Here is a 21626-nt window from a genome sequence, read left to right as displayed (position 1 = left end):
CCTTAACATTGGCCGCGGGTGTTTCGTCGGTCTCGCCTGTTTTTGCTCAGAACGATGACTTCGATGTGATCGTGATTGGCGCAGGCATCGCCGGGCTTGCCGCGGCACGGCGCCTCCAGGACCTTGGATACTCAGTTGTTGTTCTGGAGGCCACGTCGGACGTTGGCGGCCGGATAAAAACCGACTGGTCGCTTGGAGCGCCGTTCGAGGCGGGAGCGGGCTGGATCCACCGTCCGGACGGCAATCCCATCTCGGGCCTTGCCGAGCATATCGGCCTAACGACCGTGGTGACGCCCGATGAAAGCTATCAGGTCTTTGCACAGAACGGCGAGGCGGTCTCCGCATCCCTGATTGACAGCAAATACTTGGACCTCGAGCGCCTTTACACCAGGATCGACGACACGTTCGACACCGACCAGCCGCTGATTGAGGCGATCCGCAATGTCTCGGAGTCCAGTCTGCAAGATCCAGTGCTGCGCTGGATGATGAGCGCCTACACGGAGTTCGCAACCGGAGGCCCGATCGAGAAAGTATCCGCCTACTACTTTGACGAGGACGATGAATATGACGGGGCGGATGTTATTCTGCCCGAAGGCTATGACCGAATTCCAAAGAGCCTCGCGGCGGGCCTGGATATCCGCTTCGACACGATGGTCGAGGCGATCGAATACGAGGAAGGCGATGGGGCGGCCGTCCGCACCTCCAAGGGCACATTCGAATCCTATTTCGTGATTTGCACAGTGCCGCTTGGCGTCCTTAAAAGACACGCCATCGCGTTCGATCCACCGCTGCCCAAGGCGCTTCAAACGAGCATCGAGACAATCGGCTTCGGCAGCGTCACCAAACTGGCGCTGAAGTTCGAAGAGCCCTTCTGGCCGGAAACTGTTCAGTATTTCGGGTATATGAGCGAACCGAAGGGCCGCTGGAATTATTTCGTCAACTACCGCACCTTCAGTTCGGAAAACATCCTTCTGGCCGTTAGTGTCGGAGATTATCCTTTTGTCGCCGAGAGAATGAGCGATCCGGAGATGATCGCCGATTGCATGAGCGCATTGCGCGCGATGTTCGGCGATGGCATTTCCGAGCCGGTGGGCCATTTGGCAACACGCTGGTCTGAAGATCCCCATACCCTGGGCGCCTATTCCTATGCCGCCGCCGGCAACACACCGGCTGATTTTGACCGCTTCGCAGAGCCGGTGGCCAACACGATCCTTTTTGCCGGGGAGCACACGACCTTCGCCCATCACGGCACCACTCACGGGGCCTATCAGACAGGATTGGCCGCCGCGAACCTGATTGAGGACCAACTGGCGAGATGAGCCGCCCAAGGTCAGCGGCGGCGCATCCCAAGACACATCAAAGAAAGTCTGGCTTTTTCGCTCGTTTTCCGTCATAAGGGCCGCCTGCCGGGCGATTGCCCGCGCTTGTCCCCTCTCCCTTCGCTGACCGACATCTCGGCTTATGGATCCGGAGGGGGCATGCCGCATGTGCGGCCATGTCAACGTACCGGGGCCAACCCGGTCCAATTCGAAAGGAAACCCGATGTCGATTACTGCAGAGCGCAAAGCCGAGCTTATCAAAGAATACGCCACCAATGAAGGCGACACCGGCTCCCCGGAAGTCCAGGTGGCGATTCTGACCGAGCGGATCAACAACCTTACGGAACACTTCAAGGGGCACAACAAGGACAACCACTCCCGCCGTGGCCTTTTGAAGATGGTCGCTCAGCGCCGCTCCTTGCTCGACTATGTCAAAGGCAAGAACGAAGAGCGCTACAAGACCCTGATCACCCGTCTCGGCATCCGCCGCTAAACTCCGGTTAACGATCAGAAGACGCTTAAAAAAACGCGGTGGGTAGATTTGCCCGCCGCGTTTTACTATAGGATAATCCGTGACAGTCATGGGGCAGGATTGCCGGCCGCTTCGAAAGCGAAACGTCAAAGCGGCCTGTCGTCTTGCCCGTGGCTTGTCCGAGCGGTAACCGGCCCATCCGGGGCCGACCGACCAAAACCTCTGCGCACTCTCCGCGGTCCGATCCGCCTGCGCAGACGGATACAGCTGTAGGGAACACGTATGTTCGATATTCATCGCGTGGAAGTGGACTGGGGCGGTCGCCCGCTGGTCCTCGAGACGGGCAAAGTTGCCCGCCAGGCCGACGGCGCCGTCATGGCGTCCTACGGTGAGACAAAAGTTCTTGCCACCGTCGTCTCGGCGAAAGAGCCGAAGCCTGGCCAGGACTTCTTCCCCCTCACCGTCAACTATCAGGAAAAAGCGTTCGCCGCTGGCAAGATCCCGGGCGGCTACTTCAAGCGGGAAGGACGCCCGAGCGAGCATGAAACCCTCACATCTCGCCTCATAGACCGGCCGATCCGCCCGCTGTTCCCGGACGGATACAAGAACGACACGCAGGTCGTCATCACTGTGCTGTCCCATGACATGGAAAACGCGCCGGACATCCTGTCTCTGGTCGCAGCATCGGCAGCGCTGACCATCTCCGGTATCCCCTTCATGGGTCCGATCGGCGGCGCCCGCGTCGGCTACATCAACGGCGAATATGTGTTGAATCCGCTTGTCGATGACATGCCGGAATCCTCGCTCGACCTCGTGGTGGCCGGAACATCCGATGCGGTTCTCATGGTGGAATCCGAGGCCAAGGAACTGGACGAAGACACCATGCTGGGAGCCGTGATGTTCGGTCACAGGGGCTTCCAGACCGTGATCGACGCGATCATCAAGCTGGCCGAAGCGGCTGCCAAGGAAGCGCGTGATTTCCAGCCGGTCGACCGTTCAGCCGTCTTTGCCAAAGTCAAGGACATTGCCGCAGACGATCTGAAGGCCGCCTACACGATCACTTCCAAGACCGAACGCAAGGCTGCGGTCGATGCGGCGAAGGCGAAGGTTGTCGAGGCTCTGATCACCAATGCGGCCGAAGGCGAAGCCATCGAAGGCACCGTCCTGGGCGAACAGTTCAAGAAGCTGGAAGCCGAGATTGTCCGCGGCGCGATCCTCGACACAGGCACCCGGATCGATGGGCGTGACCTGTCGACCGTTCGCCAGATTTCGTCCGAAGTCGGCATTCTTCCGCGCGCTCACGGCTCCGCGCTGTTCACCCGCGGTGAAACGCAAGGCCTTGTCGTTGCCACGCTGGGCACCGGGGAAGACGAGCAGTTCATTGATCTGCTGGAAGGCACCGTGAAGGCGCACTTCATGCTGCATTACAACTTCCCGCCGTACTCGGTCGGCGAAACCGGACGCATGGGATCCCCCGGCCGCCGCGAAATCGGCCACGGCAAGCTGGCCTGGCGCGCGATCAATCCGATGCTGCCCGCGCACCACGAGTTCCCGTACACGCTGCGGGTCGTGTCCGAGATCACGGAGTCGAACGGCTCCTCCTCCATGGCGACCGTCTGCGGCACCTCGCTGGCGCTGATGGATGCCGGTGTGCCGCTGAAAGCCCCGGTCGCCGGCATCGCCATGGGTCTGATCAAGGAAGGCGACCGTTTCGCCGTCCTGTCCGACATCCTGGGTGATGAAGACCACCTCGGCGATATGGACTTCAAGGTGGCCGGCTCCGAGAACGGCATCACCTCGCTGCAGATGGACATCAAGATCGACGGCATCACCGAAGAGATCATGAAGGTCGCCCTGGCCCAGGCCAAGGACGGGCGTGTTCATATTCTGGGTGAAATGGCCAACGCGATCACGCAAGCCCGTTCTGAACTCGGCGAACATGCCCCGCGCATCGAAATGATGAAGATCCCGGTCGACAAGATCCGCGAAGTCATCGGTTCGGGCGGCAAGGTTATCCGCGAGATTGTCGAGAAGACCGGCGCGAAGGTCAACATCGAGGATGACGGCACCGTCAAGATCGCCTCTTCCGACGGCAAGGCGATCAAGGCCGCCGTCAACTGGATCAATTCTATCGCGGCCGAGCCTGAAGTCGGCGTGATCTACGAAGGTACGGTTGTGAAGTGTGTCGACTTCGGTGCGTTCGTGAACTTCTTCGGCGCAAAGGATGGTCTGGTGCATATTTCCCAGCTTGCCCCAACCAAGGTGGCGAAGACCACCGACGTGGTCAAGGAAGGCGACAAGGTCTGGGTCAAGCTGATGGGCTTCGATGAGCGCGGCAAGGTTCGCCTGTCCATGAAGGTCGTCGACCAGGCCACCGGCAAGGAAATCGAGAAAGAGGAAGCCTAAGGTTTTCCATCGTTCGATTGAACAACAGGGCGGCAGGCTTCGGTCTGCCGCCCTTTTTCGTGGCCGGCAGGCCCCCGTTTTCTTCGCGCAGGCGCGCGCCGGCCATTTGCCCGCGGGTATGAAGCTGATATACCCGCATCGGCGGAACAGGCGGAGATCTGGAATGGGCGAGATGAGAGTTGCGGTTGTCGGCGCGGGCGGACGGATGGGAAAAGCTCTGGTCGGGGCCGTTGCCGAAGCATCTGGAATGCGCCTGACCGGTGCCGTTGAACGCCCTGGCTCCGACGCTCTGGGAAAAGACGCCGGAGACCTTGCCGGGGTCGGCAAACTGGATGTGACTGTTACCGATGACGCCTTGCCCGTTTTCGCCGCAACCGACGCGGTTCTGGATTTCACCGCTCCCAAAGCCACATTGGAATTTGCCGAACTCGCCGCCCAGGCCCGCATTGTGCATGTGATCGGCACGACGGGCTGGAGCGAGGGCGAGGACGAGCCATTGCTCGCAGCCGCGCGCCACGCCCGGATCGTCAAATCGGGAAACATGAGCCTCGGCGTCAATCTTCTCGCCAGCCTCGTGCGCAAGGCTGCCGCAGCCTTGGACAGCGATTATGATATCGAGGTGCTCGAAATGCACCACCGCCACAAGGTCGACGCGCCATCGGGTACCGCGCTTCTTCTGGGAGAAGCGGCGGCTGAAGGCCGCGGGATCGACCTCGCCCAGCATTCCGTCCGGGTGCGCGATGGCATCACAGGCGAACGGGAGACCGGATCCATCGGGTTTGCGACCTTGCGCGGAGGCGGCGTGATTGGCGAGCATACGGTTATCCTCGCGGGCGGCGGAGAGCGCATCGAACTCACCCACAGGGCCGAAGACCGCCAGTTGTTCGCCCGGGGCGCCGCCAGAGCCGCGCTGTGGGCGTTTGATCAGAAACCGGGTTTTTACACGATGGCGGATGTCCTCGGTCTGCGGGACTGATACGCCGGATACGAACGGAGACGAGAATGGAACGGCTTCTGGTGCTCGTGCGGCACGGCCAAAGCGAATGGAACCTGAAAAACCTGTTCACGGGCTGGAAAGATCCGGGCCTGACTGAAAAAGGTGTTTCGGAAGCGATCGAGGCCGGACAACAGCTGAAGGATCTCAAGCTGGAATTCGATATCGCGTTCACGTCCAACCTGAGCAGGGCCCAAAAGACACTCGACCTCATACTCGCCGAACTTGGCCAGACAGGCTTGACCACAATCCGGGATCAGGCGCTGAATGAACGCGACTACGGCGACATCACCGGCATGAACAAGGACGAGGCGAGAGAGAAGTTCGGCGAGGAGCAAGTGCACATCTGGCGCCGCTCCTTCGATGTTCCCCCGCCCGGCGGTGAAAGCCTCAAGATGACGGCAGAACGCGTGCTCCCCTACTATCACGCGGAAATCCTGCCGCGCGTCCTGCAGGGCAACCGGACAATCATTGCAGCTCACGGCAATTCCTTGCGCGCCCTGATCATGGAACTGGAAAACCTGTCCAGCGAGGAAATCCTCAAGCGTGAGCTGGGAACTGGCGCGCCAATCATCTATCGGCTCGATGAAGAGGGCAACGTCCAGAGCGTCCAGGATCTGGCCGCCTGAAAAGACCGGTCCAATTGCAACAAAAAGCCGGAGGCCATGCCCTCCGGCTTTGGAATGATCAACAAGGCTTGTAGATCCCCTCATCCTGAGGAGGTCAGCAGGACCGTCTCGAAGGATCAGCAGCGCCCCTTTATGTTGGCTGCCAATCTTTCGAGGCTTCGCTCCGCTTCGCACCTCAAGATGAGGCACGGCACCAGCGGCACCTGTGTCGGCGGTCTGAGCCACCGGCCATGCCCTCCGGCTTTGGAATGATTAATAGGCTTGTCGATCCCCTCATCCTGAGGAGGTCAGCAGGACCGTCTCGAAGGATCAGCAGCGTCCCTTTATGTTGGCTGCCAATCTTTCGAGGCTTCGCTCCGCTTCGCACCTCAAGATGAGGTATAGCGCCAGTTGCACCTGTGTCGGCGGTCTGAGCCGGAGGCCATCCCCTCCGGCTTTTCCGGTTCACGGCGCCGGCCGTTAAATCGGGCGGACTTCCTGCACTTCCGGGACAAAATGCTTCAAAAGGTTCTGGATACCATGCTGCAGCGTTGCGGTCGAAGACGGACAGCCGGCGCAAGCACCGCGCATGGACAGGTACACCACCCCTTCCTTGAAGCCCTTGAACGTGATGTCGCCGCCATCTTGAGCAACGGCCGGTCGCACCCGGGTCTCCAGAAGATCCTTGATCACTGTAACGGTCTGTTCATCGGCCGCCTCGAAGAACTCGCCTTCTTCGATGTCCTCCGCCTCGCCGGTGGTAATCACCGGCTGGCCGGACATGAACTGCTCCATGATCGCGCCAAGGATGGCCGGCTTCATGTGCTGCCAATCCGTGTCTTCCTTCTTGGTCACTGTAATGAAGTCGTAGCCAAAGAAGATCGCCGCCACCCCGGGAATTTGAAACATCTTTTCAGCGAGCGGCGAAACAGAGGCATCTGCGGGGGACGTGAAATCATAGGTTCCAGTTTCCAGCACGATCCGTCCGGGCAGGAACTTGAGGGTCGCGGGGTTCGGGGTCGCTTCGGTCTGAATGAACATGACGGGTTTCCTTGCGCCGTTGGAACGTCGTCGGCTTGCCGGCGGCTTGCTTCATACTGAGATACGATGGTCGAGGACCGGAAAGATCACAACCTCGCCCCTCTGACTATTCATCGTAGAATTACGATAGTTTATATCGCATATCGCGCTTCATTGGAACTGTTAAAAACTAGATAGGCGATCCGGCCTATAAATCAACTGGTCCGACCCCATACCGACTGGCCGGCATCCACATTTCACGCCAGTGCCGCGATGGAATCATCATCCAGATTCCCCGGGACAATTGTCACCGGGATCGGAAAACTGCCCGCGGACTTGCCCGCCACCGAAGAGACCAGAGGCCCGGGCCCGTCCGACCCCATTCCGGCGGCCAGCACCAGAATCGCGATATCCGCATCGGCATCGATCAGTTCGAGAATCGCATCGGAACTCTGACCCTCGCGAATGACGGTTTCCGGCTCGGTTCTTGCGACAGATCGCACCCGCTCCGCGGCCTTGGCAAGCGTTGCCTGGGCCGCCTCTGTCGCCTCGGCCCGCATGATGTCCTCAACGCCGAGCCAGTGTTGGAAATCATCGGGAGCGATGATCGACAAAAGCAGCACCGTTCCCCCCGTCCGGGCCGCGCGCTTGGCGGCATAAACGATGGCCCGGTCGCACTCGGGCGTAGCATCGACCACCACCAGAAACTTCCGGCGATGACCTTCTTCATTTGATTTACGGATTGCTACCATGCGCGCATGCTGCCATCAGGTTCCAGGCATCGCAAGCACGAAGCCGGGGTGGCGGTACTTCAAAGAATGAACTTTGACAAGTCGACGTTCTTCGCCAACTCCCCGATATTCTCCCGGACATAGGCCGCGTCGATCTCGACCCGTTCGCCACCCTTGTCCGGCGCGGTAAAGGAGACTTCGTCGAGAATCCGTTCCATGACCGTTTGCAGGCGCCGGGCCCCGATGTTTTCGACGGACGCATTCAAATCGACAGCAATGGAGGCAATCTCCTCGATTGCGTCATCGGTGAAGACCAGTTCCAGTTCCTCGGTCTTCAAAAGCGCGACATATTGCTTGATCAAGCTGGCCTCGGGCTCAGTGAGGATGGCCCGGAAGTCGGCCTGTGTCAGCGCCTTGAGCTCCACCCGGATCGGCAAGCGGCCTTGCAACTCCGGCAGGAGATCGGACGGTTTGGCGACATGAAATGCGCCGGAAGCGATAAACAGAATGTGGTCCGTCTTGACCGGACCGTGCTTGGTCGAGACAACTGTACCTTCGATCAACGGAAGAAGGTCGCGCTGGACGCCCTCGCGGGACACATCGCCACCCGCGCGGCCCTCACGCGCACAAATCTTGTCGATCTCATCGAGGAAAACGATTCCGGCATTCTCGACGCGGGAAATCGCTTCTTCGACAATTTTGTCCTCGTCCAGAAGTTTGTCGGATTCTTCCTCGATCAGCAGATTGTAGGAATCGCTTACCGTTGTGCGCTTGGTCTTGGTCTGTCCGCCAAAGGCTTTGCCGAGAATGTCGGAAACGTTCATCACACCTACGCTGGCGCCCGGCATGCCGGGCAGCTCGAAGCTTGGCATTTGTGCCTGGGCGCGAACCTCGATGTCGATTTCCTTGTCGTCAAGCTGCCCCTCGCGCAGCTTCTTGCGAAAGCTTTCCCGGGTCGCCGGACTTGCGTTGCTGCCCACGAGCGCATCGAGCACCCGCTCCTCAGCCAGAATATGCGCCTTGGCCTTCACCGATTCCCGCTTTGCGGTCCGCACCATGCTGATGCCCGCCTCCACAAGATCGCGAACAATCTGCTCCACGTCCCGGCCGACATAGCCAACCTCGGTGAATTTCGTGGCCTCGACCTTGGTGAAGGGCGCATTGGCCAGCCGGGCGAGACGCCGCGCGATTTCCGTCTTGCCCACACCCGTCGGCCCGATCATCAGGATGTTCTTCGGCAGAACCTCCTCCCGCATCTGGCCTTCCAGCTGCTGCCGGCGCCAGCGGTTGCGCAACGCGATCGCGACGGCCCTTTTGGCGTCCTTCTGACCGACAATGTAACGGTCCAGTTCGGAAACGATCTCACGTGGAGAAAAATCGGTCATGGAATCTCTTTCACACAAGTACGGAGACAAAAGAGTAACGGTTACCTGGGGTCCGGCAGGCGGTGCAGCAAGGCCTGTCCAGCCAACGGACGCAACAAGAAGCGCCTGAGCACATGCCAAGCCGACCCGATCAGAAGGATAAAACCACCCAAAACCACAAGGGTCGCGGCAAAGGCAGCCTCTTCCGACACATTGGCCTCGGAAATCAGATAGCCAATGGCAAAACCGAGATAACTCATTGCGGAAACGAGAAGCGCGCGACGATCCACGATCAGGGCAATCGCCGCGAGGACCAGGAACAGCACGATAACGGTGACCGAATAGGCCAAAGAACCATCGCCGTAAACGTCTGCAACCAGGGAAAGAACCGAATGAACGATCAAGGGGGCTGCCATGAGGTGAAGCCAGAAGGCCTTGTCGGAGTTCAAGGTCAAGCGCTGTGGGTCGCGCATGTCATAGGCCATAGCCAGCGCAAAGGTCACCAGACCGAATCCCAATAAGAAGATCGTAGAATTGTTCTCGATAAGACCCGGCAGGATCATCTCAACGATCATCGCGACCAGAAACAGCCCAATTGCCGTGATCGCCGCAATGCCGACGGGAACCTTGAACCGCCAGTAGAACAAGACAGTCGCCGCCGCTACCAGAAAAATAGCCGGGAGAACAAGAACGGCCTCGTTTTCATGAACCCAGTCGCCTTGATCAAGAACCGACAGATCCTGGTCAACCACAAGACCAAAGCAAGCGGCAAAAAAGGCGGGCAGAAAGGCCACATTGAGCAGGAACGACGGCAAGGCCAAACGCATACGCTTTGAAAACACTTCCGCAAGGATCCAGATCGCCCCTGCAATCACTGCCGCAATTCCCCAGGCGGGAAGGAAACTCTGCAAGCCAAACGTCATGCCAAAAAGCAACACAACGAGACCAATGCTGATGAAGATGTCGTGAAAGCCTCGGACGAACCGGACTTCTTCGCGGTCGGCGAAGGTCAAGTCAGCGGAGGACCGCAAGTCGCTGGCCGGGCCTTGCCAGAATTCCGCCAGACGATCTGCCTGATGCTCGCTGAGAATGCCTGCTTCGACTGCCGCTGCGAGACGGTCAGGCTCCAACGGCGCGGGCGGTTTCGATGCGCTCATTGCGCACTCTCAAGCGTTTCGACCGTAACACTGTGATTGGTATAGACACAAATGTCGGCAGCAACCGCCATGGCCTTTCGCGCGATGGTTTCGGCATCCATGTCGGTGTCTGCCAAAGCCTTGGCTGCGGCAAGGGCGTAATTGCCACCGGACCCGATGGCGATGACACCGCCCTCCGGCTCCAAAACATCTCCCGTCCCCGTCAGGGCAAGCGACGTGGTTTTGTCCGCCACCAGCATCATTGCCTCAAGGCGGCGCAGATACCTGTCCGTCCGCCAGTCTTTTGCCAACTCGACGCACGCCCGCATCAACTGGGTCGGATATTGCTCAAGCTTCGATTCAAGCCGCTCAAAAAGGGTGAAGGCATCGGCCGTTGCGCCCGCGAAACCCGCGATGACATCCCCCTTTGCCAAGGGGCGCACCTTGCGTGCCGTATGCTTGATCACCGTTTGACCCAGCGAGACCTGCCCGTCCCCGGCGATCACGACCTTGCCGCCCTTGCGCACCATCACGATGGTGGTTCCGTGCCAAATCTGCGATGTGCGGCTGTCGCTCATATCGTCCCCATTTTTAGGTGCCGTTTGCCAAGCCTCTATTTAGGCTGCCCGCCCCCCCGTGCCAACCCACGGCGATGGATCACTCTCGATGTCCGAGTTTCGTTTGCCGGATGAGGGCCTTGACCAGCGCTTCTGCCTGCGTATCCGCCCTTTCGTCGGTCAGGTCGCCCTTGTCGGTGAACGCGGAAGCCGCATGCGGAACGGACACCATCTGCGGCAGCACATGCGCTCCCAGTCCGACTTCCAGGATGGTGCGCATCCCGATCAGCCCGCGCATGCCGCCGAAGGCCCCCGGAGAGGCCGCGCCGATGGTGAAGACCCGGTTTTTGAAGGCAACGGACGGCGGCTCGCCGGGGTTGTTCAGGCGGCTGACCCAATCAATCGCGTTCTTCAACAAAGGTGTCACGCCCGCATTGTATTCCGGGCAAGCGATGAACACGCCATCCTGCGCGACCATCAGCCGTTTCAACTGTTGCGCCGAAGCCGGAACACCCGTTTCCCGCTCCAGATCACCGTCATAGAGGGGCAACGGGTAGTCCTTAAGAGAAATATGGGTCACGGTCGCATCCGCGAGAGCCAGTTTCTTGGCAACGAGAGCCGCCAGCTTGCCGTTGAACGAGCCCGACCGGACCGATCCTGAAAAAACCAGAATGTTTGGATTGCGCAATATGTCCTCCTGTCTTTTTCAACCGTTGGCCGGTCTTTGTGAGCCGATCGAGCGCTCAGCCATCATCCAACAAAACGCCTGCGGAAAGTCGCGCTTGGGGGTTGGATATCGGCTCCGCTTCCAGCCAAAATCCGCCAACGGCTTGGTGCCGGCCACCCTAGTCTTCGGAACGGTATGTCCATACCCGCGCCGGCGGGAGATTCTTCCAGATCCATTTCGAGGAAGCCACGGTATACGCACCTCGCTTGGCTGGAACCGGCGGGCGAAGCCCATAGGAAAACTGGATAAAGGGAGCACCGCGCGGCATCAGTCCCAGAGCCTGGCGGATCAAAATCTCGCGAACCTCTTCCGGCCGTGTCAACAGCGGCAAGGAAGATACGATCGCCGAATAACGGCATTCCGCCCCCCCTGCCGCGGCCGCCAGGGTCTTGGACAGAGTGTAGGCGTCCCCTTGTATCACATTGATTGCCGGATGCCGCAAGGCAAGCAGACGACAGAACTCGGAACTGTATTCGAGAACGGTCAGATTGGAGGGTGACACGCCCCGCTCGAGGATGGCGCGGGTAACCGATCCGGTTCCTGGCCCAAGCTCAAGAACCTGGGCATGGGGTGAAGGATCGATCACTGCCGCCATGGCCGTCGCCAATTCGGACCCGGAGGGCGCGATTGCGCCGGTCTTCAGCGGGCTGTCGACCCAGTTTTTCAAGAACGCCAGTTCATCCGTTCCGTGCAGACGAGCCGGTTTCAACCGCCGCAAAGTCCTTTTCACCGCAGCGGCCCCAGCCCGCTTCAGATTGTCCATTGTTGCATTCCGATCACCCTCAAGCCCGCAGCCCCGATCCCCGGCGGAGCCCATCGGCCGCAGAAAAGTGTTCATATTACGACGGGCTCAAGTGCCTAGATTGTCGATGAAATCCTTCACTTTTGAAAAAAAGCCGGCGGACTGGGGATGAGTGTCGCCAGAGCTTTCCTTTTCGAATTCACTCAAAAGCTCGCGTTGACGACGGGTCAGGTTGGTCGGCGTCTCCACCGTGACCTGAATATACATATCCCCGTGCTGGGCCGACCGCATGATCGGCATGCCCTTTCCGCGCAAACGGAACTGACGGCCGGTCTGCGTCCCATCGGGGACCTTCACCCGGCTTGTGGCGCCGTCCACATTGGGAACGTCAAATTGGCCTCCCAAGGCGGCCGTGGTCAGGGATATCGGGACACGGCAATACAGGTCGGCGCCATCGCGCTGGAACAGATCGTGCGGGCGGATCGAAAGAAAGATGTAGAGATCGCCTGTAGGACCGCCGCGGACACCGGCCTCGCCTTCGCCTGACAACCGGATCCGGGTCCCATCCTCTATGCCCGCCGGGATATTGACAGACAGGGTCCGCTCCTGGGTCGTGCGGCCGGTCCCGCCGCAGCCATCGCATGGATCCGTAATCACTTGGCCTCTGCCCTGGCATGTCGGGCATGTGCGCTCCAGGGTGAAGAACCCCTGGGCAGCTCGAACCCGCCCGGCTCCGCCACAGGTCCGGCACGCGGTCGGAGTGGTTCCCGGCCGTGCGCCGGCTCCAGAACAAACACCGCAGGTGACGGACGTCGGGACCTCGATCTCGACTGTCTTGCCGTGGAACGCTTCTTCAAGAGAAATATCGAGATTGTACCGGAGGTCGGCGCCCCGTTCGCGCCCCCCGGACCGGCGGCCACCGCCCCCCATGCCGAAAAACTCTTCGAAGATATCGGACATGGTCGACGAGAAATCATGGGCGCCGGACGCACCACCAGCGCCAAAACCGCCATTTTCGAATGCCGCATGACCGAAACGATCGTAAGCGGCCCGTTTCTGACCGTCCTTCAGCGTGTCATAGGCTTCGTTGACTTCCTTGAACCGCGCCTCGGCTTCCATGTCGCCGGGATTGCGGTCCGGATGATACTGCATTGCCATCTTGCGGTAGGCGCTTTTAAGCGCTTTTTCATCCGCATCACGAGCCACGCCGAGGATGTCGTAAAAATCGCGTTTGGCCATCACGGTTTCCCGAATTCTTGTGCCGGTGAACGCGAACTCAACAGCGTTCCTCACGGCAAAGGCGCCAAGGTGGCAAGATCCGACGCGCATTCGCGTGCATCTGAGCCGCCACCGGCGCCCAATGGCAGACGGTCCGCGCAGGAACCTGCACGGACCGTCCGTTTTGGAGTTTTAGGCAGATTTCTTGTCGTCGTCTTCGACTTCTTCGAAATCCGCGTCGACCACGTCGTCCTCTTTTGCCGCGGTCTCGTCCGCTCCCTCGGCACCGGCTTCCGCCTCAGCCTGGGATTGCTTGTACATCGCCTCGCCAAGCTTCATGGACGCCTCGGCCAAAGCCTGCGTCTTCGCCTGGATGTCAGCAACGTCCTCGCCTTCGAGCGCGGTCTTGAGTGCGGCAAGGGCGGTCTCGATCGCAGCCTTGTCATCGGCGCCAACTTTATCACCGTAGTCCTTGAGCGATTTCTCGGTCGAGTGCACCAGGGACTCGCCGCTGTTGCGGGCTTCGACCAAGGCCTTGCGCTTCTTGTCGTCTTCAGCGTGCGATTCGGCATCCTTGATCATTTGATCGATGTCGGAATCGCTCAAGCCGCCAGAAGCCTGGATACGGATCTGCTGTTCCTTGCCGGTGCCCTTGTCCTTGGCCGACACATTCACGATGCCGTTGGCATCAATGTCGAAGGTCACCTCGATTTGCGGGACGCCGCGCGGCGCAGGCGGGATGCCCACCAGATCGAACTGGCCGAGAACCTTGTTGTCGGCCGCCATTTCGCGCTCGCCCTGGAACACCCGGATGGTCACAGCCGTCTGGTTGTCCTCGGCGGTCGAGAAGACCTGGCTCTTCTTGGTCGGGATCGTCGTGTTGCGGTCGATCAAGCGGGTGAAGACACCGCCAAGCGTTTCGATGCCAAGCGACAGCGGCGTGACGTCGAGCAGAAGCACATCCTTGACATCGCCCTGCAGAACGCCGGCCTGGATCGCGGCCCCCATCGCAACGACTTCGTCCGGGTTCACACCCTTGTGCGGCTCCTTGCCGAAGAACGTGTTCACGGTTTCCTGGATCTTCGGCATGCGGGTCATGCCCCCGACCAGAACCACTTCGTCGATCTGGCCAGCTGCGAGACCGGCATCCTTGAGAGCGGCCTGCATCGGCGGGATGGTCCGTTTGACGAGATCGTCAACCAGCGATTCGAATTTCGCACGGGTCAGCTTCAGCGTCAGGTGCTTGGGACCAGACGCATCCGCGGTGATGAAGGGGAGATTGACTTCTGTCTGCGATGATGAGGACAGTTCGATCTTGGCCTTTTCCGCGGCTTCCTTCAACCGCTGCAGGGCAAGCTTGTCCTGCTTCAGGTCGATGCCCTGTTCCTTCTTGAACTCGGATGCCAGGTAGTCGACGAGGACCATGTCGAAATCCTCACCGCCGAGGAATGTGTCCCCATTGGTGGATTTCACTTCGAACACGCCATCCCCGATCTCGAGAATCGACACGTCGAACGTGCCGCCGCCCAGATCGTAGACCGCAATCGTTTTGCCGTCGTTCTTTTCAAGACCGTATGCAAGCGCAGCAGCCGTCGGCTCGTTGATGATGCGCAGAACCTCCAAGCCGGCGATCTTTCCGGCATCTTTGGTCGCCTGACGCTGCGCGTCATTGAAATAGGCCGGGACGGTGATGACGGCTTGCTCGACCTTCTCACCCAGATAGCTCTCGGCGGTTTCCTTCATTTTTTGAAGAATGAACGCAGAAATCTGAGACGGAGAATACTTTTCACCGTCGACCTCGACCCAGGCATCGCCATTGTCGGCTTTGACGATGTTGTAGGGGACCAGGCCCTTGTCCTTGTCCACGGTCGGATCATCATACCGGCGGCCAATCAGCCGCTTCACCGCAAACAGTGTATTGGTCGGGTTCGTGACCGCCTGACGCTTCGCCGGCTGGCCAACGAGCCGTTCGTTGTCGTCGGAAAACGCGACCATGGACGGGGTCGTCCGGGCGCCTTCCGCGTTCTCGATAACCTTGGGGGTTTTTCCGTCCATGACGGAGACGCACGAATTGGTCGTGCCGAGGTCGATACCAATGACCTTTGCCATATTTGCCTCTCTTTCTAGCAAACCGAAGAGACCCGCTTAGGCATCTCTCCGGCTCCTCTCGATAAAAGCCCGCCAGAAATTTGCGGACGGCCGACTGGGCGGGTGGGTTTGGCCCAGCCGACGATTGCTGCGTATATAGGTGGACGTCACATTGGCTGCAAGCCACTCGATGATTTGGGATAAAGGCACGCCGCCGCCACGGGGAAACCGGGAGGGTCATGCCCGCGTCCCAGGCGGCAAAGCACGGATGAACGGATGGGCAGGACTGTGGACCGCACGTTTCGAGATGGCTTTCAGTTCGTCCCGGGCTATTTCGACCGGGCCTCTCAGGAAGCCTTGCGGGAGACGCTGCGCGAGATCCTGACCGCCTCACCCCTGTTCAGGCCAGTCATGCCGCGCACCGGAAAACCATTTTCGGTACGGATGAGCAATTGCGGCCCGCTCGGCTGGGTCGCCGACCATTCGGGCTATCGTTATCAAGCCCTTCATCCTGTCACCGGTGCTGCCTGGCCCCCGATCCCGCCGGCGCTGACCGGATTGTGGGCAGACCTAGCGCCCGGTGCCCCGCCACCCGAAGCTTGCCTCATCAACTACTATCATGCCGACGCCAAGATGGGTCTGCACCAGGACCGGGACGAGCAGACCTTCGAAGCGCCGGTCATATCCATCTCGCTGGGCGACACGGCCGTCTTCCGGCTCGGCGGGCAAACCCGCAAGGAGCCGACCCGATCCTTCAAACTGTCCTCCGGCGACGTGATCGTGCTCGGTGGCCAGGCGCGGATAGCCTATCACGGCATTGACCGGATCCTGGCCGGCACCTCGTCCTTGCTCAAAAACGGCGGGCAGATCAATCTCACCCTCCGGCGGGTCACCGCCCCCACGGCAGCTTAAACTCGAAACCACCAATCAGTCGTCTCGGCCCGTCCCGCAACAACCTGTTGAGATTCCCTAGCTAGAAGACCACGGTCCAGGCGACTGCCGCCGCTGAAACCGCAATCACCCACAGCGCCACGCGGCCGGATCGCGTATGGCGGGCTTCGGCCTTGCCGATGGCTTCGGCGGTTTCCGGATCGAAGCGCAATCCTTTGTGGGTCATGCGTTCCAATTCTTCCGACATCCGGCCAATCCGGTCGACGAAGAGCGGCAGGTCCGTTGCCAGACGCCCGATGGCATTGGCGCCTGCTCCCAGATCCCTCAGTCTTCCGGCTGGCCCAAGATGCTGCTCGATCCATTCACGCACCACCGGATCGGCGGTCCGCCACATGTCGAGATGGGGGTTCAAGGTGCGGGCCACACCTTCCACGACAACCATGGTCTTCTGCAGCATTATCAATTGCGGCTGGGTGCGCATCTCGAAGAGTTCGGTCACTTCGAACAATTGTGTCAGCAACCGGGCCATGGATATCTCGCTGGCGTCCTGACCGTGGATCGGTTCGCCGATCGCCCGGATGGCCTGCGCAAACACATCGACATCCTGATCTGCCGGAACATAACCGGCCTCAAAATGTACTTCAGCCACACGGCGGTAGTTCCGGATAATGAAGCCATAGAGAATTTCGGCGAGGAACCTGCGCTCCAACACGCTCAAACGGCCGGTGATCCCGAAATCGACCGCCACCAGGGTACCATCGGCTTCGGCGAAAAGATTTCCCTGGTGCATATCCGCGTGGAAAAAGCCGTCGCGCAGAGTATGGCGCAGAAAACTCTGGATCACATTGTCGCCCAGCGATTTCAGATCCTGACCGTCCTGCGCAAGGCCGGTGACATCGGACAATTTTCGGCCGGCGATCCACTCCATGGTGAGAATGCCTTTGGAGGACCTGAGCCAATCCACCTGCGGCACGCGAAAACCGGGGTCGTTCCGGGTATTCTCATGCATTTCCGAAAGTGCGGCCGCTTCGAGACGGAAGTCCATCTCGAGCGCGACCGAGCGGGCCAGCGTGTCCACGATTGCGACCGGACGAAGACGGCGGGCGGCAGGCAAGAACCTTTCGGCAAGCCGGGCCACCATGTAGAAGCTGTCGAGATCCTGCTTGAACCGGCGGGCGACACCGGGGCGCAGCACCTTGACCGCCACTTTTTGCCGTTCGCCGTCGCGGGTTTCGATCACAGCCGGATGCACCTGAGCGATGGAGGCAGCGGCGATCGCCTCACCAAACTCGACATACGCTTGGTTCAGCCGGCGCTCAAGCTGCTCTTCGATCGCAGCCACCGCCTCTTCATGTTTGAAGGGCGGCAGACGGTCCTGAAGGGCGGACAGCTCTTCCGCGGCCTCTTTTCCGACCACATCAGCACGCGTCGCCAGAAATTGGCCGAGTTTTACATAGGAGGGGCCAAGCCGGTTGAGGGCGTCGGACAAGCGCAGATCGGCGGCCTTGTCCCGGACAGAACGCCGCTCCAGCAACCGGGCCATTCGGATGGCGATCCGCGGGGCCGGCGGAAGATCGGGCAAGTGCGCCAGACCGAACACGCCCTCCCGGGCCATGACATAGCCTGCATGGACAAGACGGAAAAAGGGGAAAAGGGCGAAGGCCATGCTGGTCAGAACTTCCACCCGGAATGGGCCGCTGCAATACCACCCGAATAGTTGCGATAGCTCACATTTTCAAATCCGGCTTCGCGGATCATATCGGCAAATCTTTCCTGATGCGGAAACTTTCGGATGGATTCGACGAGATACTGGTAAGGATCTCCGTCGCCCGTCACCCAGCGGCCCATCGGTGGAATGACGTTGAAGGAAAACGCGTCGTAAACGCGGTCGAGACCCGGGACATCGACGTCGGAAAACTCCAGGCACAAGAAGCGCCCACCACGCTTGAGAACACGCCGCGCTTCCCGAAGGGCCTTCGGAATATCGGGGACATTCCGAATGCCGAAGGCAATGGTATAGGCATCAAAACTGCGATCGGGAAAGGGCAGGTCCTCGGCATTGCCCTGGGTAAACTCGATAAGGGCCGAGAGTCCGTTTTTGTCCGCCCGTTCCCGGCCCACCTCTAGCATCGAGTTGTTGATGTCGCACACGACGGCGCTGACCGTTTCATCCGATCGGCGCACGACCTGTGTTGCAATATCCCCGGTGCCGCCCGCCACATCAAGAAGGCGCCAGTTGCGCGCCGAGCCGCGCGGCGGAGCAAGCCAGGAAACGAACGCGTCCTTCCAGACGCGGTGCATGCCGCCCGACATCAGGTCGTTCATCAGGTCATAGCGCTCGGCAACCTTGTGGAAGACATCATCCACAAGGGCTTGCTTTTGCCCTTCTCCCACGGACGTGAAGCCAAAGCTGGTGGGCAAATCTTCCGGCGCGCGGCGGTAAGACCGTTGCCCATGATCCGAGTTTTGCGCCATATATCGTCTCCCGAGATTCCGGTGCTTGCCAGTCGAACGGACCCAGTGGTTGCGCGACCGGAAGCGGCCGGACCATAGACCAAGACATGCGGCAGTGCCATGTCCGGTGCGCCGCTCCTGCCTTTTGTCGCAGGGCTATAGCGCGCGCATGTTCAGGAGGCCAGTACTTCCATGCCAGAATTGCCCGAGGTGGAAACCGTCCGGCGCGGGCTGGCTCCCGTTTTCGAAGCGGCCCAGATCGTGGCCGTGCACCAGAACCGGCCGGACCTGCGGTTTCCCTTCCCCCAGAACTTCAAGGAGCGGCTGTCGGGGCGTACGGTCACTTCCCTCGCGCGCAGGTCCAAGTACCTTCTCGCCGACACGGATGCCGGCGATGTGCTGGTCATGCATTTGGGCATGTCCGGCTCGTTCCGGATTGAAAACGCGGACGCGGTTCATGCTCCCGGTGAGTTTGCGCATGCGCGCTCCAAAAACCCCAAACACGATCATGTGGCGTTCGATCTGGCATCGGCATCCGGAGATTTGTCCCGCGTCATTTACAACGACCCGCGCCGGTTCGGCTTCATGACGCTCATCGCGAGGCCAGCCCTGCCCACCCACCCACTTTTCGCGAAAATGGGGCTCGAACCCCTCGGCAATGATCTTAATGGTGAGAAAATCGCCGAACTGTTCGCGGGGAAAGAGACCGCGCTGAAGGCTGCGCTTCTTGATCAAAAGCTCATCGCTGGCCTTGGAAACATCTATGTCTGCGAAGCGCTCTGGAGGGCCGGGCTCAGCCCCCGCCGGATAGCCAGAACACTGGCGAAACGCGATGGCGGCCCCACCCAAAAGGCCCACCTGTTGGCACAAACCATTCGCGACACCTTGAACGATGCCATCAAGGCCGGCGGATCCTCCTTGCGCGATCACGCAAAAACGGACGGGAGCCTCGGATATTTTCAGCACAGTTTTGCCGTCTACGACCGGGCGGGAGAACGCTGCCGGAAGCCCGGCTGCACCGGCCATGTCAAGCGGATCGTTCAAGCCAACCGATCTTCGTTCTTCTGCCCGGACTGTCAGCGCTAACAGCGCGCACCGGTGCTCAACCCCGCACAGACTGTTGCCGTTGCCACAATGGTCGGGTACGGCTTTGGCACATCGACTTACCTCACGCTAGGGACCTGGGAGAGCTGAATGGGATACGAAACGATCCGCGTCGAAAAGCGCGGCAAGGTGGGACTGATCACTCTGGACCGGCCAAAAGCCCTCAACGCGCTGAACGCTCAGCTGATTTCGGAACTAAGTGCCGCGCTTGACAGCTTCGAAACCGACGACCGGATCGGATGCATCGTCTTGACCGGTTCTGAAAAAGCCTTTGCGGCCGGCGCCGACATCAAGGAAATGCAACCCTTCGACTACCCGAAGTCCTATATGAGCGATTTGATCACGCCCTGGGAGCGGGTTTCGACCAATCGCAAGCCCATCATCGCCGCGGTGGCCGGCTATGCCCTGGGCGGCGGCTGCGAGCTCGCCATGATGTGTGACTTCATCCTGGCCGCGGACACCGCGAAGTTCGGTCAACCCGAGATCACCCTTGGCACCATGCCAGGGTCTGGCGGCACGCAGCGCCTCACCCGTTTCGTCGGCAAATCCAAGGCGATGGAAATGTGCCTCACAGGACGCATGATGGATGCGCAGGAGGCCGAGCGCAGCGGATTGGTCAGCCGCGTGGTGCCCGCGGACGATTTGCTCGAAGAAGCCATGAAGGCCGCCGAGAAGATTGCCGATTTCTCGCTGCCAGTCGTCATGATGACCAAGGAAAGCGTCAACAGGGCCTACGAAACGACCCTCGCCGAAGGCATTCGTTTCGAGCGCCGGCTGTTCCACGCAACCTTCGGAACGGAAGACCAATCGGAAGGCATGACCGCCTTCATCGAAAAGCGGGCTCCGCAGTTCCGCAACAAATAAGGCTGTTTTGATCTGCCCCCCGTTGACGGGCAGCGGCGAGATGACTATAAGCGGCGCTCAACCGGTGGCGGGAACACTCGCCGCCGTCGTTTTTGATCGGGTCCACCTCCCGCCCTGGTGCGCATGGTTCCCCGGTCGTAACCGGACAGTGTTCCACCCACGGATCAGGATTGAGCCCATGGCCAATACACCATCGGCCAAGAAGGCGGCCCGCAAGATTGCCCGCCGGACGGCCATTAACAAGGACCGGCGCAGCCGCGTTCGCACCTACCTTCGCAAGGTCGAAGAAGCCATTGCTTCGGGCGACCACGGCGCAGCGACGGAAGCGTTCAAGGCCGCTCAGCCGGAACTGATGCGCGCAGCTTCCAAGGGCGTTGTTCATGCGAACACGGCATCCCGCAAGGTTTCGCGGCTGAATGCCCGCATCAAGGCCTTGAATGCCTAAATAAAAGGCATCATGCACACTAAAAAACCCGGCCCAACAGCCGGGTTTTTTTTAGCCATAAAAGAATTTCGCCGTGTGATCAGTGCCCCGCGTGAGCGGCATTGCGAAATTTTGCAGGCTTTGGTCTTGGCACTGTTTTCTTCTTTTTTTCAATATTTTATCGATAGGTATACCGACGGTTCGGCGACCGGACGGGATTCGGCCAAAGTCAACAATTTTCTGGAGTCATTTTTTTTCGCGGCCCGCTCGCTCAATTGTGACAGTCAGCCAACTTGAAAAATCCTTACGCCAAAAAGGCTTTATCCGGCTCATTCAGATGGGCGCCCACACCGTGACGTAGCGGCATTTCCGGGCATTTAAGGATTTGTTAAAACCGCATGCTTGCCCCCCCTCCCCCGTCTGTATATCTTCAGATCGTGGCTGGCGCAGTTCAGTCGGCTTACAATCAAAACAAAAGATCTGCTTGGACAAAAAATGCCTGAGTCT

At 59.9% G+C, this 21626-nt stretch carries 21 protein-coding genes; 10 read left to right on the top strand and 11 right to left on the bottom strand.

The annotated features are described in order from the left end of the window. Positions 1–65 precede the first annotated feature (65 nt). From F0184_RS09230 to F0184_RS09210, 5 genes are all read left to right on the top strand, one after another. Positions 66–1319: a flavin monoamine oxidase family protein gene (locus F0184_RS09230; RefSeq protein ID WP_208998403.1), complete on the top strand. Its 1254-nt coding sequence runs from the start codon at positions 66–68 to the stop codon at positions 1317–1319. Positions 1320–1542: 223 nt separating this feature from the next. Continuing rightward, positions 1543–1812: a 30S ribosomal protein S15 gene (rpsO, locus tag F0184_RS09225; protein ID WP_150495896.1), complete on the top strand. Its 270-nt coding sequence runs from the start codon at positions 1543–1545 to the stop codon at positions 1810–1812. Between the two features lie 261 nt (positions 1813–2073). Next, positions 2074–4197 carry a polyribonucleotide nucleotidyltransferase gene (pnp, locus tag F0184_RS09220; RefSeq protein ID WP_150495895.1) on the top strand — a complete coding sequence of 708 codons (2124 nt, stop codon included), beginning with the start codon at positions 2074–2076 and terminating at the stop codon, positions 4195–4197. A 163-nt stretch (positions 4198–4360) separates the two neighbouring features. After that, positions 4361–5173: a 4-hydroxy-tetrahydrodipicolinate reductase gene (gene dapB / locus F0184_RS09215; protein ID WP_150495894.1), complete on the top strand. Its 813-nt coding sequence runs from the start codon at positions 4361–4363 to the stop codon at positions 5171–5173. Positions 5174–5199: 26 nt separating this feature from the next. Further along, on the top strand, positions 5200–5820 hold the full coding sequence (locus F0184_RS09210) for a 2,3-bisphosphoglycerate-dependent phosphoglycerate mutase (RefSeq protein ID WP_150495893.1): 621 nt from the start codon (positions 5200–5202) through the stop codon (positions 5818–5820). Between the two features lie 459 nt (positions 5821–6279). On the opposite strand, the gene F0184_RS09205 is transcribed toward F0184_RS09210, so the two are convergent. From F0184_RS09205 to dnaK, 9 genes are all read right to left on the bottom strand, one after another. Further along, complete coding sequence (locus tag F0184_RS09205) at positions 6280–6840, bottom strand: NifU family protein (RefSeq protein ID WP_150495892.1); 561 nt, start codon at positions 6838–6840, stop codon at positions 6280–6282. Between the two features lie 236 nt (positions 6841–7076). Beyond that, positions 7077–7571: a universal stress protein gene (locus F0184_RS09200; protein WP_150495891.1), complete on the bottom strand. Its 495-nt coding sequence runs from the start codon at positions 7569–7571 to the stop codon at positions 7077–7079. A 59-nt stretch (positions 7572–7630) separates the two neighbouring features. Then, positions 7631–8935 carry an ATP-dependent protease ATPase subunit HslU gene (hslU, locus tag F0184_RS09195; RefSeq protein ID WP_150495890.1) on the bottom strand — a complete coding sequence of 435 codons (1305 nt, stop codon included), beginning with the start codon at positions 8933–8935 and terminating at the stop codon, positions 7631–7633. A 41-nt stretch (positions 8936–8976) separates the two neighbouring features. After that, a complete protein-coding gene (locus F0184_RS09190; RefSeq protein WP_150495889.1) occupies positions 8977–10071 on the bottom strand; it encodes a hypothetical protein in 1095 nt (364 codons plus the stop codon). Further along, positions 10068–10628, bottom strand: coding sequence for an ATP-dependent protease subunit HslV (hslV, locus tag F0184_RS09185; protein WP_150495888.1), 561 nt, complete (start codon positions 10626–10628; stop codon positions 10068–10070). Before hslV ends, F0184_RS09190 begins: the two co-directional genes overlap by 4 nt. Positions 10629–10707: 79 nt before the next feature. Then, positions 10708–11295, bottom strand: a complete 588-nt coding sequence (locus F0184_RS09180; RefSeq protein ID WP_150495887.1) for an NADPH-dependent FMN reductase — start codon at positions 11293–11295, stop codon at positions 10708–10710. 157 nt (positions 11296–11452) lie between these two features. Beyond that, positions 11453–12097: a class I SAM-dependent methyltransferase gene (locus F0184_RS09175; protein ID WP_150495886.1), complete on the bottom strand. Its 645-nt coding sequence runs from the start codon at positions 12095–12097 to the stop codon at positions 11453–11455. A gap of 87 nt (positions 12098–12184) precedes the next feature. After that, a complete protein-coding gene (gene dnaJ / locus F0184_RS09170; RefSeq protein ID WP_150495885.1) occupies positions 12185–13315 on the bottom strand; it encodes a molecular chaperone DnaJ in 1131 nt (376 codons plus the stop codon). 171 nt (positions 13316–13486) lie between these two features. After that, positions 13487–15403: a molecular chaperone DnaK gene (dnaK, locus tag F0184_RS09165; RefSeq protein WP_150495884.1), complete on the bottom strand. Its 1917-nt coding sequence runs from the start codon at positions 15401–15403 to the stop codon at positions 13487–13489. 255 nt (positions 15404–15658) lie between these two features. Here dnaK and F0184_RS09160 point away from each other — a divergent pair, with 255 nt between their 5' ends. Continuing rightward, positions 15659–16294 carry an alpha-ketoglutarate-dependent dioxygenase AlkB family protein gene (locus tag F0184_RS09160; RefSeq protein WP_150495883.1) on the top strand — a complete coding sequence of 212 codons (636 nt, stop codon included), beginning with the start codon at positions 15659–15661 and terminating at the stop codon, positions 16292–16294. A gap of 61 nt (positions 16295–16355) precedes the next feature. Here F0184_RS09160 and ubiB read toward each other — a convergent pair whose 3' ends face one another. Next, on the bottom strand, positions 16356–17939 hold the full coding sequence (gene ubiB, locus F0184_RS09155; protein ID WP_150495882.1) for a 2-polyprenylphenol 6-hydroxylase: 1584 nt from the start codon (positions 17937–17939) through the stop codon (positions 16356–16358). 5 nt (positions 17940–17944) lie between these two features. Further along, on the bottom strand, positions 17945–18748 hold the full coding sequence (ubiE, locus tag F0184_RS09150) for a bifunctional demethylmenaquinone methyltransferase/2-methoxy-6-polyprenyl-1,4-benzoquinol methylase UbiE (protein WP_150495881.1): 804 nt from the start codon (positions 18746–18748) through the stop codon (positions 17945–17947). Positions 18749–18919: 171 nt separating this feature from the next. Between ubiE and mutM the strand changes: the two genes are divergently transcribed. The 4 genes from mutM to F0184_RS09130 all read left to right on the top strand — a co-directional run bounded on the left by mutM (position 18920) and on the right by F0184_RS09130 (position 21416). After that, positions 18920–19813, top strand: coding sequence for a bifunctional DNA-formamidopyrimidine glycosylase/DNA-(apurinic or apyrimidinic site) lyase (gene mutM / locus F0184_RS09145; RefSeq protein WP_150495880.1), 894 nt, complete (start codon positions 18920–18922; stop codon positions 19811–19813). A gap of 108 nt (positions 19814–19921) precedes the next feature. Continuing rightward, positions 19922–20695: an enoyl-CoA hydratase gene (locus F0184_RS09140; protein ID WP_150495879.1), complete on the top strand. Its 774-nt coding sequence runs from the start codon at positions 19922–19924 to the stop codon at positions 20693–20695. A 178-nt stretch (positions 20696–20873) separates the two neighbouring features. Then, positions 20874–21140, top strand: a complete 267-nt coding sequence (rpsT, locus tag F0184_RS09135; RefSeq protein WP_150495878.1) for a 30S ribosomal protein S20 — start codon at positions 20874–20876, stop codon at positions 21138–21140. Positions 21141–21152: 12 nt separating this feature from the next. Further along, positions 21153–21416, top strand: a complete 264-nt coding sequence (locus F0184_RS09130) for a hypothetical protein (protein ID WP_150495877.1) — start codon at positions 21153–21155, stop codon at positions 21414–21416. Positions 21417–21626 lie beyond the last annotated feature (210 nt).

The organism is Roseibium aquae (assembly GCF_008711285.1).
GTDB lineage: Bacteria > Pseudomonadota > Alphaproteobacteria > Rhizobiales > Stappiaceae > Roseibium > Roseibium aquae.
The sequence above is the reverse complement of the archived record's forward strand: the minus strand, read 5'-3'. Positions and strand labels throughout refer to the sequence as shown.